Origin of the sequence: Billgrantia antri (assembly GCF_019430905.1) — a bacterium.
GTDB classification, from domain to species: Bacteria; Pseudomonadota; Gammaproteobacteria; order Pseudomonadales; family Halomonadaceae; genus Halomonas; species Halomonas antri.
The window spans coordinates 110,055-126,040 of record NZ_JAHYCA010000008.1; the positions used below are offsets into that span (position 1 = coordinate 110,055).

At 64.9% G+C, this 15,986-nt stretch carries 14 protein-coding genes; 6 read left to right on the forward strand and 8 right to left on the reverse strand.

The window, feature by feature from the left end:
* Positions 1–213 precede the first annotated feature (213 nt).
* The 4 genes from KPL81_RS19200 to KPL81_RS19215 form a co-directional block, all read right to left on the reverse strand.
* Entirely contained in the window at positions 214–1,998 is a 1,785-nt protein-coding gene (locus KPL81_RS19200; protein WP_219793501.1) for an acyl-CoA dehydrogenase, read from the reverse strand.
* A 227-nt stretch (positions 1,999–2,225) separates the two neighbouring features.
* Entirely contained in the window at positions 2,226–3,011 is a 786-nt protein-coding gene (locus KPL81_RS19205; RefSeq protein WP_219793502.1) for an SDR family NAD(P)-dependent oxidoreductase, read from the reverse strand.
* Positions 3,012–3,021: 10 nt separating this feature from the next.
* Entirely contained in the window at positions 3,022–3,792 is a 771-nt protein-coding gene (locus KPL81_RS19210) for a crotonase/enoyl-CoA hydratase family protein (RefSeq protein ID WP_219793503.1), read from the reverse strand.
* Positions 3,793–3,994: 202 nt separating this feature from the next.
* Positions 3,995–4,900 (reverse strand): LysR family transcriptional regulator, encoded by a 906-nt coding sequence (locus tag KPL81_RS19215; protein ID WP_219793504.1) that lies wholly within the window; start codon positions 4,898–4,900, stop codon positions 3,995–3,997.
* Positions 4,901–5,106: 206 nt separating this feature from the next.
* On the opposite strand from KPL81_RS19215, the gene salA reads away from it, so the two are divergent.
* The gene (gene salA, locus KPL81_RS19220; RefSeq protein WP_219793505.1) at positions 5,107–6,411 is read left to right on the forward strand and encodes a salicylate 1-monooxygenase; all 1,305 of its coding nucleotides are present in this window, start codon (positions 5,107–5,109) and stop codon (positions 6,409–6,411) included.
* Positions 6,412–6,478: 67 nt separating this feature from the next.
* Positions 6,479–7,738: a benzoate/H(+) symporter BenE family transporter gene (locus KPL81_RS19225; protein ID WP_219793506.1), complete on the forward strand. Its 1,260-nt coding sequence runs from the start codon at positions 6,479–6,481 to the stop codon at positions 7,736–7,738.
* A gap of 64 nt (positions 7,739–7,802) precedes the next feature.
* Here the strand turns inward: KPL81_RS19225 and KPL81_RS19230 are convergent, their stop codons facing one another.
* Genes KPL81_RS19230 through KPL81_RS19240 form a run of 3 tightly spaced genes read right to left on the reverse strand, consistent with a single transcriptional unit; the run spans position 7,803 to position 10,917 of the window.
* Positions 7,803–8,825, reverse strand: coding sequence for a TRAP transporter substrate-binding protein (locus KPL81_RS19230; protein ID WP_219793507.1), 1,023 nt, complete (start codon positions 8,823–8,825; stop codon positions 7,803–7,805).
* A 44-nt stretch (positions 8,826–8,869) separates the two neighbouring features.
* Complete coding sequence (locus KPL81_RS19235) at positions 8,870–9,838, reverse strand: PDR/VanB family oxidoreductase (protein WP_219793508.1); 969 nt, start codon at positions 9,836–9,838, stop codon at positions 8,870–8,872.
* Positions 9,835–10,917, reverse strand: coding sequence for an aromatic ring-hydroxylating dioxygenase subunit alpha (locus tag KPL81_RS19240; protein WP_219793509.1), 1,083 nt, complete (start codon positions 10,915–10,917; stop codon positions 9,835–9,837). The genes KPL81_RS19235 and KPL81_RS19240 overlap by 4 nt, the downstream gene beginning before the upstream one ends.
* Positions 10,918–11,111: 194 nt before the next feature.
* Between KPL81_RS19240 and KPL81_RS19245 the strand changes: the two genes are divergently transcribed.
* The 4 genes from KPL81_RS19245 to KPL81_RS19260 all read left to right on the forward strand — a co-directional run bounded on the left by KPL81_RS19245 (position 11,112) and on the right by KPL81_RS19260 (position 14,866).
* Positions 11,112–11,789, forward strand: coding sequence for a GntR family transcriptional regulator (locus KPL81_RS19245; RefSeq protein ID WP_219793510.1), 678 nt, complete (start codon positions 11,112–11,114; stop codon positions 11,787–11,789).
* Between the two features lie 238 nt (positions 11,790–12,027).
* Positions 12,028–13,056: a TRAP transporter substrate-binding protein gene (locus tag KPL81_RS19250; RefSeq protein ID WP_219793511.1), complete on the forward strand. Its 1,029-nt coding sequence runs from the start codon at positions 12,028–12,030 to the stop codon at positions 13,054–13,056.
* A gap of 3 nt (positions 13,057–13,059) precedes the next feature.
* Positions 13,060–13,587, forward strand: coding sequence for a TRAP transporter small permease (locus KPL81_RS19255; protein WP_219793512.1), 528 nt, complete (start codon positions 13,060–13,062; stop codon positions 13,585–13,587).
* Entirely contained in the window at positions 13,577–14,866 is a 1,290-nt protein-coding gene (locus KPL81_RS19260; protein WP_219793513.1) for a TRAP transporter large permease, read from the forward strand. The genes KPL81_RS19255 and KPL81_RS19260 overlap by 11 nt, the downstream gene beginning before the upstream one ends.
* Before the next feature lie 60 nt (positions 14,867–14,926).
* On the opposite strand, the gene KPL81_RS19265 is transcribed toward KPL81_RS19260, so the two are convergent.
* Positions 14,927–15,853, reverse strand: a complete 927-nt coding sequence (locus KPL81_RS19265; RefSeq protein WP_209474355.1) for a helix-turn-helix domain-containing protein — start codon at positions 15,851–15,853, stop codon at positions 14,927–14,929.
* Positions 15,854–15,986: the final 133 nt, after the last annotated feature.

Consider the following 15,986-nt stretch of genomic DNA (forward strand, 5'->3'; position numbering starts at 1 on the left):
AAATACCTGGCCCTTGTTTCGATCGCTATCGTTGGGGCGAATCATTGATGTTCAATGATTCGCCCCTTTTTGCTGGCAGCCGGAGGGCAACAATCCGGGCAGCCTGTCGGTCATCAGGCAAGCCGGTAGGGTAGGTCGTGTTTATCTGAACGTTGCCTGGGAGCGAGAGCAGCAGCGGTGGCGGCCCGGTCTGTGTGTCTCGTTCGCGCAGGCTTAGAATCCCTGCTCGGAAAAATGGCTCAGCACCGCGCCGGCATGGCGCAGGGTATGGCCGTGGGCATGAGCGTGAGGGGCCTGGGTGGCCAGGTAGAAGCGGGCCAGTTCTATCAGGCTCTGCAAGTACTCGGCGTCACCCTCTCTTTGCTCATGCCGGGCCTCGGCGGCCAGCGCCAGGCGCGCCATCTGCCAGGCACCGCAGGCGGTGCCCAGCAGATGCAGTAGCGGCACGGCGCCGGCGAAGAGCACAGCGGTGTCGGCCTGGTGGGCGAGCAGCCAGTCGACACTTTCGTCGAGCAGGGTGGCCTGGTCGTCGAGTGCCCCCGCCAGGTCGCCGAGTCGCTCATGGGCACGGAGCCGGACGGCGGTCTCGCGAATATCACCGATCAGTTCGCGCAGGGTGGCGCCGTCTTCGCGCAGGATCTTGCGCCCCAGCAGGTCGTTGGCCTGGATGCCGGTGGTGCCCTCGTAGATAGTGATGACGCGGGCATCGCGGAACAGCTGGGCGACGCCGGTCTCCTCGACGAAGCCCATGCCGCCGAACACCTGGATGGCCTCGTCGCAGAGATCGTTTCCCACCTCGGTGCACCAGCCCTTGGCCACCGGCATCAGCAGATCGACGTAGCGCCGGTGCTTGTCGGCGACCTCGTCGTCGGGGTGGTGGCGGGCGATATCGAACCAGCCGGCGGCGCTGTAGAGCAGGCCGCGCATGGCCATCAGCCGGGCGCGCATCGAGACCAGCATGCGCTTGACGTCGGGGTGGACGAGGATCGGCCTGCCGCTCTCACCGCTGACGATGTCGCGACCCTGGACGCGTTCGCGGGCGTAGGCGAGTGCGGCCTGATAGGCGCGCTCGCCGAGGGCCACGCCCTGCACCCCAACGCTGAAGCGGGCATCGTTCATCATCACGAACATGGTGGCCAAGCCCTGGTGCGGTTCGCCCACCAGATAGCCCAGCGCGCCCCCATCGTCGCCGTAGCTGAGGGTGCAGGTGGGGCTGCCGTGGATGCCCATCTTGTGCTCAATGGCGATGCAGCGGATGTCGTTGCGCTGCCCCGGCTCGCCCCGCTCGTCGAGCAGGTACTTGGGCACCAGGAATAGCGACAGCCCCTTCACCCCCGGCGGGGCGTCGGGCAGCCGGGCGAGTACCAGATGCACGATGTTGGGGGTGAGCTCGTGCTCGCCGTAGGAGATAAAGATCTTTTGCCCATACAAGCGAAACGCGCCGTCTTCCGTAGGCTCGGCGCGCATGCGCGTGGCGGCCAGGTCGGAGCCGGCCTGGGGCTCGGTGAGGTTCATGGTGGCCGCCCACTCGCCGCTGACGATCTTGTCCAGCCAGGTGGCCTTCTGTTTCTCGCTGGCGGCGATGGTCAGCGCTTCGGTCTGGCCGACGTTGAGCTGGGGCAGCATGGCGAAGGCCATGTTGGCCGAGAACCACATCTCCCACACCGGGGTGGAGACCAGCTTGGGCAGTCCCTGGCCGCCGTGCTCGGGGGGCAGGGAGAGGCCGATCCAGCCGGCCTCGCGGAACTGGTCGTAGGCCGCCTTCCAGCCCTCGGGAGCGACCACTCGCTCGCCTTCCAGGCGACAGCCCTGCTGATCGCCGACCGGGTTGAGCGGAGCGAGCACACCGGCGGCAAACTTGCCGGCCTCCTCCAGCACGGCGTTGACCAGATCCGGCGAGGCATCCTCGCATTCGGGCAGCTCGCCGATCCCCTCGAGACCGGCCAACTCCTCGAGGATGAACTGCATATCACGCAGCGGCGCTTGGTAGTCGAGCATGATGAATTTTCACCCCTGGCGTAGTGGCTGGATCGTGAGTGGAAAAGGCGCCGTTCCCGAAGCTTGGTGTTCCACAGGTCCGGCGGGATGAGCGCCGGGGACAAGCCGAAGCGAGGGTCTTTTGCCAGGGATGGCAAAAGTAGCGCCCAGGGATGGGTTCACAGCGCCCTCGCGCAGGCTTGTTGCCGGTAAAGCTCATCTCCTTATGTGAGCCGTGAAAGAACGGACTAGCGGGGGGCCATACGTATTGAACCATCCAACCGAATCGTCTCGCCGTTGAGCATGGAGTTGTCGACGATATGGCAGGCCAGACGCGCAAACTCATCGGGCTCGCCCAGGCGGCTGGGAAAGGGAATGAAAGCCGCCAGCGATTGCTGCGCTTCCTCCGGCAGGGCTTCCATCAGCGGGGTTCGGAACAGCCCCGGGGCGATGGTCATCACGCGAATGCCATGGCGCGCCAGCTCACGGGCGATGGGCAGGGTCATGGCGACGATACCGCCCTTGGAGGCCGCATAGGCGGGCTGGCCAATCTGGCCGTCGAAGGCGGCTACGGAAGCGGTATTGATGATCACCCCGCGCTCGCCGTCGGCCTGAGGATCGCCCTTGGCCATGGCCGCGGCGGCCAGGCGCAGCATGTTGAAGCTGCCCAGCAGGTTGATGTTGATGATGCGCGAGAAAGCCTCCAGCGCCAGCGGTTCGCCGTGACGGTCGACCACCTTGGCGGGATCGCCGACCCCGGCGCAGTTGATCAGCCCTTGCAGGCCGCCGAAGGCGTCCACGGCCAGTGCGACCGCGGCTTCGGCATCAGCCTCACGGGTGACGTCGGTACGCTGGAACAGCGCGCGATCGGTGGCGCTCCTGGCGTTCAGCTCGCCTGCCAGCGCCTCGCCGCGCTCGGCATTGAGATCGACAATCACGACGTTGGCGCCGGCATCGTGCAAGGCACGCGCGGTGGCTTCTCCCAGCCCCGAGGCGCCGCCGGAAACGATGAACGTGTTGTCCTGAAATTTCATGATGTCCTCCTCAGGTACGTGGGCCCTGGCCTTTCTTCTTGAAAAAATCCCCGATACGTTCGGCGACCTCGGGGCTGGTCTGGGTCAGCGCGGCGGTCAGCGACTCGACGAACAGGCCGTCGTCGCTGGCCATGTTGTCGATACGCGAGATGGCGGTGACCATGGCCCAGTTGGCCATGGGGGCGTTCTCGGCGATGCGGGCGGCCAACTGGCGCGCCTTGTCGAGGCTCTCGCCCTCGCCGACCACATAGTGGGAGAGGCCGAGTCGCTGGCCCTCGTCCGCCGCCATGACCCGGCCGGTGAGCATCATTTCGCACATGCGGCCGGGACCGATGATGTTGGCCACCCGCACCGAGGCGCCGCCACCGACGAAGATGCCGTGGCGCCCCTCGGGCAGTTGATAGACGGTACTGGTCTCGGCGACTCGCACATGAGTGGCGGTGGCAAGCTCCAGGCCGCCGCCGATGACGGCACCCTGCATGGCGCTGACCACCGGAATGCCGCCGTTCTGCAACCGATCGAAGATGCGATGCCAACTGCGGGAGTGCTTTACCACGCCAAAGGGCTCACGGTGCTGGTGTTCGGCCAGGTCGAGCCCGGCGCAGAAGTGCTTGCCCTCGGCAGCTAGAACGATGACCCGAGCATTTTCGGGGGTGGCGGTCAGTGCCTCTTCCAAAGCGCTGAGCAGGCGATCGCTGACGGCGTTACGTTTCTCCGGTCGTGCCAGCGTGATGGTGTAGATGCTGTCATCCAGAGACTTCTTGACGAGAGTTTCGGTCATGGGGGCCTCGGCAGTGGTTCGTCAGGCTGAGCGCTTGTTGTCCATAGATACTGTTGTGATTATAAACAGTATAAAGACTACAGCACCATCCCCGACGGGTCATTCTTGCTCTGTTACGTCTTTGGTCTAGTGCGGACTTCGGCGTGGGGCGTAACGAAAACGGCGGCCCGAGGGCCGCCGCCGTAATGCTATAGGGCCACCGTCACTCGGCGAACATCTCGAAGACCATACCGCGCAGCCAGCGGTTGCCGGCATCCTGATGGAAGCGCCGGTGCCAGAAGAGGTTGATCGGAATCTCGGGGAAAGGCACGGGGTGCTCGCGCATCGCCAGCCGGAACCGCTCCCGGGTCACCTCGGCCAGCTTGTCGGTGACCGTCACCACCAGGTCGGTGCTGCTGACGATATAGGGCACGGCGGCGAAGTGGGGCAGCTCGAGCCTGACCGGCCGGGTGATGCGGGACCGGGCCAACTGCTCCTCCACGATGCCATGGCCGGTGCCCCGGGCCACCACCACGGCATGCTGGGCGGCGGCGAAGGCGTCCAGGTCGAACTCTCCCGCTGCCAGAGGATGGTCGGCTCTCATCAGGCAGACATAGCGCTGCACGAAGAGCCCCTGCTGGTAGAAGCCGGCGCCGAGCTGCGGAATCAGGCCGATGGCCAGGTCGATCCGTCCGTCCTCCATCTCGCGCTTCAGGTCCTCGTTCTGGCTGCGTACCGTGTTCAGGGCGATGCCCGGCGCCTCCCGGGCCAGGCGCTGGAGCAGGCGAGGCAGGAAAACGATCTCGCCGATGTCGGTCATGGCAATGTTGAAGGTGCGCTCGCTCACCGCCGGGTTGAAGTCGTCCGGCCGGTTGAGGGTCTCCTGCAGCCGGGCCAGGGCCTCGGCGATGGGCGGATGCAGGCGGGAGGCCAATGGTGTCGGCATCAGGCCCTTGGAGGTACGCTCGAAGAGCTCGTCGCCGAGCAGGGTGCGCAGCCGTTTCAGGGCGTGACTGACCGCGGGCTGGGTGAGCCCGAGGCGTAGCGCCACGCGCTGGGTGTTCTGCTCCTGGTAGAGGAGGTCGAAGACCACCAGCAGGTTCACGTCGATCTCCGACAGCTTGATCATGGCGTTCTCGTCGTCAGCGGGTGTCTTCCGGCCGTTCGTGGCATTGGACAAAGGTCGAGGCTCGAAGGGTCGAAATCATCCAGATTATTGTTTTACCGGCTTATTAGTCGTGCTTATGCAGCGAATGCAGGGTGCTGTGTGGTCCCCAGCGAGGGGTGTGCCTAGCGTAAGGACACATCCTCCGGCCACTTCACGGGAGCACGACCATGGTATCCAACCTCCAACCAAAACGCCTTTCCATCGGCATCGTCGGCGGCGGCATCGGCGGTGTGGCCTTCGCCGTGGCCCTGTCGCGGGATGCCGGCCTCGACGTCCAGCTCTTCGAGGCCGCACCGCAGTTCTCCGAGATCGGTGCCGGCGTCTCCTTCGGACCCAACGCTGTGCGGGCCATCTCCCTGCTCGGCCTGGAGAGTGCATATCGCCGCATCGCCGACTCCTCCCCGGCTCCCTTCGAGGATGTCTGGTTCGAATGGCGGCGCGGCCGCGACGACGCCTACCTGACCGCCTCCCTGGCGCCGGGCTGCGGGCAGTCCTCGGTGCACCGCGCCGACTTTCTGGACGCCATCGTCGCCAATCTGCCCGAGGGCATCGCCCGCTTCGGCAAGCGCTGTGCCGAGGTCAGGCAAGATGACGACGGCGTCGAGGTGGACTTCGAGGATGGCAGCCGCCATCGCTGCGACATCCTTATCGGCTTCGATGGCATCAAGTCGACGGTGCGTGACCATGTGCTACCCCCCGAGCAGTACGGTGACCTCGGCCCCTTCTGGAGCGGCACCTATGCGTATCGCGGCATGATCCCCACCGGACAACTGGAGGCGGCCATGGAGGCCAGGGGAGCCGACCGGCGGTTGGCGCTGGTGCCGCAAATGTACCTGGGCCCCGACCGTCACATCCTGACCTTCCCGGTCAAGCAGTCCGAGCTGATCAACGTGGTGGCCTTCATCACCGATCGCTCCACCCCCAACCCCCGGCTGCCCGAGGGCGAGGAGTGGGTCAAGGCCGTGGCCCAGCAGGAGTTGCTGGAGGTCTTTGCCGACTGGAGCGCCGCTTCCCGGGCCATCCTGGACTGCATTCCCGAGCCGACCCGCTGGGCCCTGCATGAGCTGCCGGAGCTGCCCTTCTATCACCGCGGTCGGGTGCTGATCGTGGGGGATGCGGCCCATGCCATGGTGCCCCACCAGGGCGCGGGAGCCGGCCAGGCGTTGGAGGACGCCTACGTGCTGGCCAGCCTGCTGTCCGATACCTCCTGTACCCGGCAAAACGCCCAGCAAGTACTGACGGCCTTCGAGGCGGTCCGCCACGCGCGCGCCTGCAGGGTGCAGCGTACCTCTCATGAAGCAGGGGACCTCTACGAGTACAGCGCGCCGGGAATTGGCGCTGACGAGGCACGGCTCGCCGCCGATCTGGAGGCACGTTTCGACTGGCTCTGGAACCATGACCTACGGAATGACGTGGCTGCGGCCAGAGTGCGCTTGGGGTGGGAGTCGGCGGACTCTTTCGCAACGGCCTGACCCCGCGCTGACATGGGAGGTTAATCCCAAACCCTGAAGACAACGATAACAACCCCTGGAGCACACCATGACACATATCGAGAAGGGGGTGGGTTTTCGGACCGCACCTCGAGACTTCTTGCGTGATCTCAATATCGACAATCTCAGCGCCGGACTCGTTGCCGGGATATTCGGCCTCAGTGCCGGCATTATTCATATCAGCGCTGGCACTGCTGCCGGTCTTGATGCCCACTTTCTCTTGATTTGGGTCGTCAGCTACCTGCTGATCAACGGCCTGTTCGGTCTGTTCGTGCCGGCCTACTACCGATTGCCGTTGCCCATGGCCAACTCCATTCCCGGCGCGCTGCTGTTCGCGGCGGTGATTCCATTGGTCGGGCTGGAAGCGGCCCTGGGGGCGACCCTGCTCGCCGGTGCCCTCTCCCTGGTGGCCGGATTGGCCGGGGTGATGGGCATCGTGATGAAGCTGATCCCCATGCCGATCGTGATGGGCATGGTCGCCGGTATCCTGCTCAAGTTCGGGCTCAATATGGTGGCGCCGCTGGAGAGTGCCATGTTGCCGGCGGCTATCATGATCCTGGCCTTCTTCATCTCGGCGCGGCTGCTTCGTAGGGTACCGCCGCTGATCGTGGCCATGCTGGCCGGTATCGCTTACATGGCCTATTCCGGCGTCGACTTCTCCGGGGTGGCGTTCTCGGTGACCTTCCCCGAGTTCATCGTACCCGAGTTCACCCTGCAGGCCTTCCTGGCCTACGGGCTGCCGCTGGCGCTGATCCTGGTGGGTATGGAGACGCCGGCCGGGGTGGGCCTGGTCAAGGGCATGGGCTACAAGGCGGTGCCGGCCAACGCCATCACCGCCGTGGGTGGCATCGGTACCATGATCTCGGCCTTCTTCAACCTGCACAGCACCTGTATTGCAGCCCCGGCAACGGGTATCTGCGCCTCTCCCGAGGCCGGCGATCACGATAAGCGCTGGGTGGCGGCGGTGATCACCGGGGCAGTCTTCATGCTGGGCGCCCCCTTCTACGGTTTCATGGTCAGCCTGATCCAGGCCATGCCGGGCTACTTCATCGCCATTATTGCCGGCCTGGCCCTGGTCCGGGTCATCACCTCGGCGATGCAGGTAACGTTCTCGGGCAAGCACGAGATGGGGGGAATATTCGCCTTCCTGATCGCCACTTCCGGTCTGCAGATCCTGGGCATCGGCGCATCCTTCTGGGCGCTGGTGCTGGGGGTGTTCGTCTCGCTGCTCTTCGAGACGCGGGATTTCGAGTTCGGCACTGCCCGGTTGGTGACCGGCAAGGCGTCATTGAGCAAGAAGGCCGGCTGAAGCTTCGCCAAGAACACCAACGGCGGCCCGAGGGCCGCCGTTGGGGGGAGGTTGGCGAGCGCTGTCAGGCAGCACACTCCTCCCGCAAGGCCATGGCGGCCTCGTAGATCTCGTTGGCCTCGCCGCCGGCTTCCTCCAGATAACGGTCGATGGTCTCCTGCAGCACGGGGCCCCAGTCGGGGTGGTCGAGGGCATCCTCGATGACCAGGAATTCGTGGCCGTCTTCCTCGGCGTCCTCGCGTCCCTGGCGGATCAGCTCGTCGTAGACGGCAGCGGCGCGCAGCGACCACTCCATGCCGCTGTGATCGTCGATGACCTGCTGGAGATCTTCGGGCAGGCGGTCATAGGTGCGCTGACTCATGGTGGCGAACAGCGATAGGTCGTAGAGGGGGACCTCGGTGTGGTAGCTGGCCAGCTCGTTGAGGCGGAAGGTCTTCATGCCTTCCCAGTTGAAGCTCAGGCCATCCACCACGCCGCGCTGCATGGCGGTGAAGACATCCGGGGCCGGCATGCCCACGGCCTGGGCGCCGAGGCGGGTGAACATGTCGCCGACCACCGGCGTGGGGCGGCGCAGGCGTAGACCCTCCAGATCAGCGGGGGTCTCGATCAGGCGTTCCCGGGTGTGCAGATAGCCGGGCCCGGTGGTGAACAGGAACAGCGGCCGGGTATCGGCGTATTCCTCTTCGAAGTGCCCCTGTTCTTGGAGCGACTGCAGAATACACGAGCCTTGGCGGCTGCTGGCCGAGACGCCGGGAAGCTCAGCCACCTGGGTCAAGGGGAAACGTCCGGCATTGTAGCCTTGGGCCGAGGCCCCGATATCGGCGACACCGGTGACGACGCTTTCGTAGGTCTTGTCGGACTTTGCCAGGGTCTGGCTGGGATAGACTTCCACGTTCAGACGGCCATCCGAGGCCGCCTCGACGCTCTCCGCCCAGGCCTGGAACAGCTCGCGGTCGATCAGTGAGCCGCCGGGCCAGACGTGGGCGATGCGCAGGGTAGTGGCCTCGGCCAGGGCCGGTGTGGCCAGAAGAGCGGCGGCCAGTGCACTGGATAGGGCGATTCGGTTCACGGTCTTGCTGGGTGTCATGGGGGAGTTCCTCTTGTCGTTATGGAGTAGTGAGGGGGGGCTGGTCAGAGGTCCAGCACCAAGACCTTGCTTTTGGCTCGTGAGCAACAGGGGGTGAACTGGTCGTTGGCGGCGTGCTCGTCGTCGTCCAGGTAGAGGTCGCGGTGGTCGGGCTCGCCCTCGAGCACCCGGGTCAGGCAAGTACCGCAGACCCCCTGTTCGCAGGAGACCATGATCTCGATGCCGTTCTCGGCGAGCACCTGGTGCACCGTCTTGTCGACGGGCACGGTGAAGCTGGCGCCGCTGCTGGCGATCTTGACCTCGAAGCTGCCGTCGTCGCTGGTGTCGGCCACGGCGCCGGCGAAGTACTCGGTGTGCAGCTGATGGCTAGCCCAGCCATGGGCCTTGCAGGTCGCCAGCACGAAGTCGATAAAGCCCTTCGGGCCGCAGATATAGATCTGGGTCCTGGGGTCGGGGGTGCCGACCAGGGGCTCCAGGTCGAGCTTCTGTTCGGGCTCGCCGTCATCGAAGTGAAAATGCACGCGCTCGGCGAAGGTTCCCTGGCGAATGCGCTCGAGAAACGCCGTGCGCTCGGCGGAGCGCGTGCAGTAGTGCATCTCGAAGTCGGCGTCGGTGTGCGCCAGGCGTTCGGCCATGCACAGGATCGGCGTCACGCCGATGCCGCCTGCGAACAGCAGGGTGCGCTTGGCGTGCTCCAGCGGGAAGTGGTTCTTGGGTGCGCTGATCTGGATCAAGTCGCCCACCTGAATCTCCTCGTGCATCGCCACCGAGCCTCCGCGTGAGGTCGGGTCGCGCAGTACGCCGATCAGGTAGCGGTCACGCTCTTCGGGATGGTTGCACAGCGAGTACTGCCTGATGAGCCCCGGCTTGATCTGCACATCGACATGCGCCCCGGCGCTGAAAGCCGGCAGCGGCCGGCCGTGGGGGTCGGCAAGCTCGAAGGTGGCGATATCCCGGGCTTCGTCGTGACGCGCCTTGACCTCGACTATCAGCGAAAGGGGCGTGCCGCTCATGCCGTGGCCCCCGCTTTATCGTCTTCCTGCTCCTCGACGAGGATGCGGTCGATGATGCGCCTCGCCTGAACGCCGCCGCCGTCGATGTTGAGCTTGAGCAGCTGGCGGTCGGGATAGCGCAGCAGGTTGCGCTGCTGGGCCTCGAGCATCTCCAGGTCCTCGGCGAAGATCTTGCCCTGGCCTTCGCGGATCTTGGCGGTGAGTTCGGCGTCCTCGGGCTTGAAGTTGCGCGCCATGCCCCAGAAGTACCAGATCGAGGTGTCGGTCTCGGGAGTGATGAAATCGACCACGATGCTCGATGCCTTGACCTCCGCCGGGGCGTCATAGCCGCCGTTGCCGGCATGGGCCACGCCCACGTCTATGTGCACGTGGCTCGGCGGGGTGAAGCGGCAGATCTGCCAGCGATCCACCGGCACGTCGTCGGCCAGGCCACAGCCGCGCAGGGCTGCCTGCCAGAAGGGAGGGGCCGGGATATTTTCCATGTGTCGGCTGGTGATGACTTCCTCGCCATTGACGGAAGTCTCGGGGGCGGCCTCCTCGATCTCCGGCTGGCCGATGCTGGAGGCGTGCACATAAGTCTCATGAGTCAGGTCCATGAGATTATCGATCATCAGGCGATATTCGCAGTGGACGTGGTAGAGCCCGCCGCCATAGGCCCAGTCGGGGCTATTGGCCCAGTGCAGCTCGGGGATCAGGTTCGGGTCGGCCTTGTCCGGATCGCCCGGCCAGAGCCACACGAAGCCGTGGCGCTCCTCCACCGGGTAGGCGCGGATGCTCGGAAAGCCACGCACTCGCTGACCCGGCATGCTGGCGCACTTCCCGTTACAGCCCATTTCCAGGCCGTGGTAGCCACAGACCAGCTTGCCGTCGCGTACGAAGCCCAGCGACAGCGGGGCTCCGCGGTGGGGGCAGAAGTCTTCCACTGCGGCCACGCGGCCTTCGTCGCCACGAAAGAAGACGATCGGCTCGTTGCAGATGGTGCGCCCCAGCGGTTTCTCCTCGATCTCGTCCGGGGTGCAGGCGACGTACCAGGCATTCTTGGGATAGGGGGCGTGGGAATGGGGGGCTTGATGCGTCACGGCTCTCTCCTTTGGGGTATTGGCTCATGTCGTGGCATGGAGCGGCGCTACCCTCTATGTCAGGAATGTCTACGGTCAGGAACGTTATGTTTGGATCCAAAGTAGAGCTTCATGCCGTATAATAGGTCAACTTATGCTTTAGTTGGATCCAAGTCCGAATCAACAAGAATGTGCAAGAGCATCAAGGAGATCGGGTGAGTAACAGCGACAAGAGCGTGGTGAGTCGGTTGCGCAAGCTGATCGGCGAGGGGGCCTACCAGCCGGGCGAGCGCCTCGGCGAGGTGGCGGTTTCCGAACAGTTGGGGGTCTCACGGACGCCGGTGCGCCTGGCCTTTCGTACCCTTGAGCAGGAGGGGTTGCTGCAGCGGGCAGGCAAGCGGGGCTTCATGGTGCGGGAGTTCACCGAAGCAGACGTGCTTTGTGCGGTGGAGGTTCGCGGGGTGCTGGAGGGGTTGGCGGCCCGGCGTCTGGCCGAGCAGGGGCTTTCACCGGCGCTGGATGCCAAACTGGAAGTTTGGATCCAAAAGGGGCGGGAGCTGCTGGCCAAGGGCTACCTCGAAGAGCGCGACGTCGACGTGTGGAGCGAGCTCAATCGGCATTTCCACGAGACCATCGTCGGCTCCTCCGGCAGCCCGGTGATCGGCGATGCCATCGCGCGCAACAATCATCTGCCCTTCGCCGCGGCGGACTCCATCGTCATCGACAGCGAGGCGCTGGATCGCGAATACCGCAAGCTGCAGCTGGCCCAGGTGCAGCATGAACTGGTGGTGCAGGCGCTGCGCCACGGCGAGGGCGCCCGGGCCGAGATGCTGATGCGCGAGCATGCTTTCATTGGCCTGCGCTATGGGGAGTTGTTCGGCCTGGGTGGGTAAATCCGCCCAGGTGACCGGGTGCCGTGAGCAGCGAAAAGTCCAAGAAAGCGAGCCGAAAATCCTGGTAAGCCGTGGGTTTTTGCCAGCAAATGTGCGCGATGGGAAAAAATCCTGACGACATCGACTAAAGTCGATTAACGAGGTCGTCGGTAGTGAGGTAGTTTAGCCGATAATACGAACGTAAATTCGTATAGCGAACAATCGATATGTTCATTACAACGATCTCCTGGAGGCACCCATGAACCGTGTCCTGTCCCGCTGCCTGCTGGCAGCCTCCATCGCTGCCATCACCACCGCTTCCGCCCAGGCCGCGACTACCCTGCGCATGGCCCACTTCTGGCCGGGTGCCTCGGGCATCAACCAGGACATCTTCGAGGCTTGGGCCGACACCATCGAGGAGGAGTCCGGCGGCGAGCTGCGCGTGGAGATGTTCCCCTCCGGTACCCTGGCCAAGCCCGACGCCATCTACGAGGCGGTAGGCAACGGCATCGCCGATATCGGCGCCACGGCACAGGGCTACACTGCCGGCCGTTTCCCGCTGTCGCAGATCGTCGAACTGCCCGGCGTGGCGGGCACCGCTACCCAGGGCGCCTGCGTGCTCCAGACCCTCTACGACGACGGCCATCTCGACGAGGAGTATGGCGACACGCGGCCGCTGTTCATGTTCACTACCGGGCCGGGCGGAATCCACACCATCGATACCGACGTTCAAGTGCCGTCCGACCTCGAGGGACTGCGCATTCGCCGCCCCACTGCCGTGGCCGGCGAGATGCTCGAGGCCATGGGCGCCAACCCGGTGGGTATGCCGGCGCCGGAGATCTACACCGCCATGCAGCGTGGCGTCGTCGATGGCCTGAGCTTCCCGTGGGAGGGCCTCAAGGGCTTCCGCATCAACGAGCTGGTCAACTATCACACCGAAGTGCCGTTCTACACGCTGATCTTCGTCGCCACCATGAGCCAGAACAGCTACGACCGGCTCAGCCCCGAGCAGCAGGCGGTAATCGATGCCAACTCCGGCATGAAATGGGCCGAGAACGCCGGTGCCGTCTTCGACCGGCTCGACGTCGAGGGCAAGCAGGAAGCCAGGGACGCCGGCCACACCATCCGCGAGATCGAGAACCCGCTGGAAAACCCGGACTGGCAGGCGCCGCTGGAGCAGGGGATCGAAAGCTACCTCACCCAGGTCGAGGAGCGTGGTCTTCCGGCGCGTGAGGTCTACGAGGCCGCGCTTGCCGCCAGCGAGTCCTGTGCGGAAGATCAGGGGTAAGCCATGCAGGCGTTCCTCGAACGGGCCAGCCACTGGCTGGCCCTCGTCTGCCGTGTCGTCGCCGGCATCGCCTTGCTGGCGCTGCTGACGGTGACCATCGCCGATGTCGGCACACGTTATCTCTACCGTCTGACCGAAGGAGCCATTGCCCTGCGCGTAACCGGCAGCGTGGAACTGGTGAGCTACCTGATGCTGTGTTCGCTGCTGGCGGCCATGGCGGCCAACGTAGAGAAGAGCCAAGTGGTGGTGGAAGCCTTCTCCCATGGCCTCGCCCCTGCCATCAAGCATCGCCTGCACGGTTTCTATCTGCTGGGCTTCGCCGCGCTGGGGCTGGTGCTCTTCATCGGCCTGCTCGACTCGGCCGCGGCGGCGACCCGCCACGGTGAGGTCACCCAGGACCTGCGTCTGCCCATGGGGCCCATCTACCAGGCGGCCGCGCTGCTCAGCCTGCTGCTGGGCCTGCGCAGCCTGATCCATGCGCTGCTTGGTGCAGTGTTCGGCAGCGAACAGGAGGTCTCCCATGGGGAGTGAAATGATCGGCGCCATCGGGCTGGGCATGCTGCTGGTGCTGATGGTGCTGCGCGTGCCCGTGGCACTGACCATGCTGATGGTCGGGGTGGTGGGCTTCGCCCAGGTGATCAGTTGGGATGCAGCCATCGCCCAGGTCAAGACGGTGCCGGTGGAAGTGCTCTCCAACTACAGCTTCAGCGCCGTGCCCATGTTCATCCTGATGGGGGTGCTGGCGGCGCACTCCGGCATGGCCGGCAAACTGTTTGAATCTGCTCGCAGCATCTGCGGCGGGTGGAAAGGGGGGCTGGCGATTTCTGCCATTGGCTCCTGCGGGGTCTTCTCGGCGATCTCCGGTTCGTCGCTGGCCACTGCCAGCACCATGACCCGCGTGGCGCTGCCGGAGATGGAGCGCTACGGCTACAACCGCGGCCTGGCTACCGGGGCGCTGGCCGCCGGCGGCACGCTCGGCATCATGATCCCGCCCTCCATCGCGCTGCTGATCTACGCCATCCTCACCGAGCAATCGGTGGGCGACATGTTCATGGCCGGCCTGGTGCCGGGGCTGATGGGGCTGGTGATGTATGCGCTCACGGTCAGCGTCGTGATGCGCCTGCGCCCCTCCCTTGCGGTGGCGGGAGAGCCCACGCCGTGGAAGGAGAAGCTGCTGTCGATGGGCGGGCTGGTGCCCTTCTTCGCCGTGTTCCTGGTGATGATCCTGGGCATCTACTTCGGCGCCTTCACTCCCACCGAGGGGGCTAGTGTCGGGGCGTTCGCCACGCTGCTCTATGCGCTGTTCAAGGGCATGCGCTGGAGCGGGCTGTGGCATAGCGTTCAGGAGACTCTGGCGCTCTCCGCGGTGGTGTTCTTCATGTTGGTAGGGGCCGAGACGCTGGGCTACTTCATCTCGGTGTCGCGGATCTCGTTCTCGATCAGCGACTTCCTCTACGGCGCGGACCTGGCCCCGATGGTGGTGGTGTTGTGCATCCTGCTGCTCTACTTCGTGCTGGGGATGTTCATGGACTCCATCGCCATGCTGGTGATCACGGTGCCTGTGGTGTACCCCATAATCCAGTCGCTGGGGATCGATCCGGTATGGTTCGGCATCGTGACGGTGCTGACCGTGGAGCTCGGGCTGATCACCCCGCCGGTGGGCATGAACGTCTTCGTGATCAAGGCGATGGCGCCCCATGTGGGGCTGGGCGAGATCTTCCGCGGCGTGGCACCTTTCATCGTCTCGGACTTCGTGCGCCTGGCGCTGCTGGTGGCCTTCCCGGTACTGACCACGCTGTTCCTGCTCTAAGTTCGACGCAACGACGCAGTGCCCTGCAAACCGGGCGCTGCGTCATGACGCCGCCCCCGCTCAGCTGGCCTGATCGGGGGCGTCTTGTCTCTGGGCCTCGGCGGCATGCTGCCGCACCCGGAAGTCTCGCGGTGAGAGGCCGGTATTGCGCTTGAAGAAGCGGGTGAAGTAAGCCGGCTCGGAGAAGCCGAGGCTGTCGGCGATCTGGCTGATGGTCATGTTGGTGTAGGTGAGCTGGCGCTTGGCTTCCAGCAACAGGCGTTCGTGCAGCAATTGCAGCGCGCTGCGGTCCGCCAGGCGGCGGCACAGCGTGTTGAGGTGGGCGCTGCTCATGCCGAGCTGCTCGGCAAACCGCTCGATGCTGGGCTGCTGACGATACTGCGCCTCGATCAGCGCCTGGAAACTCGCCAGCCGTTCGTGTCCACGGTCGCGTTGGCGCAGGCCGGAGGGGGCGTGCGATTCGGCTTGCCGGGAGAGTTCGATTACCAGGGCCTGGACCTGGGACTCCAGCATGCGGTCGCGTCCCGGCGCGGGCTGACGGTATTCCGCATCGATCTGTTCGACCAGGGCGGCTAGGCGTTGGGCCTTTCGAGGCTGTTCGAGCAGGTGATAGTCGGCGTGCCGCAGCACGCTGGCCTGTTCTTCGAGGCGTTGGCCAAGCTGCTCGGCCAGCGGCTGCGCCAGGGTCACGATGTGGCCCTGGATATCCTGCGAGAAGCGAAAGCCGTGGATGGTCATCGCCGGGACCACGATCACCAGAGGACCATGAAGGGTGTGCTGCGTGCCTTCCAGCTCCAGTTCGACTCGGCCATTGGCGATGTGCAGTACGTGCACCAGGTCTGCGTGCCGGTGGGGGCGGATGTGCCAGTCGTGCAGCCGGCTGCGCTCGGGGATCGACTCGCAGTGCAGCAGGTCGGGTGTCGGCCAGTGACGGGTTTCGCCATAAAGCTTGAAAACGGGAACGGATGTCTCCGTTGGCTGGAACATGCTCGCCTCCTGCCTGGCGGGTACGACCAAAGTCGGCCGGAATGGCTTGAAAAGTCCAAGTGATAAAAAGGATATTGCCTTAAAGCGCTTCTCTTTTCATTGAAAAATGCAACTCATGTCATCCCGGACGAGA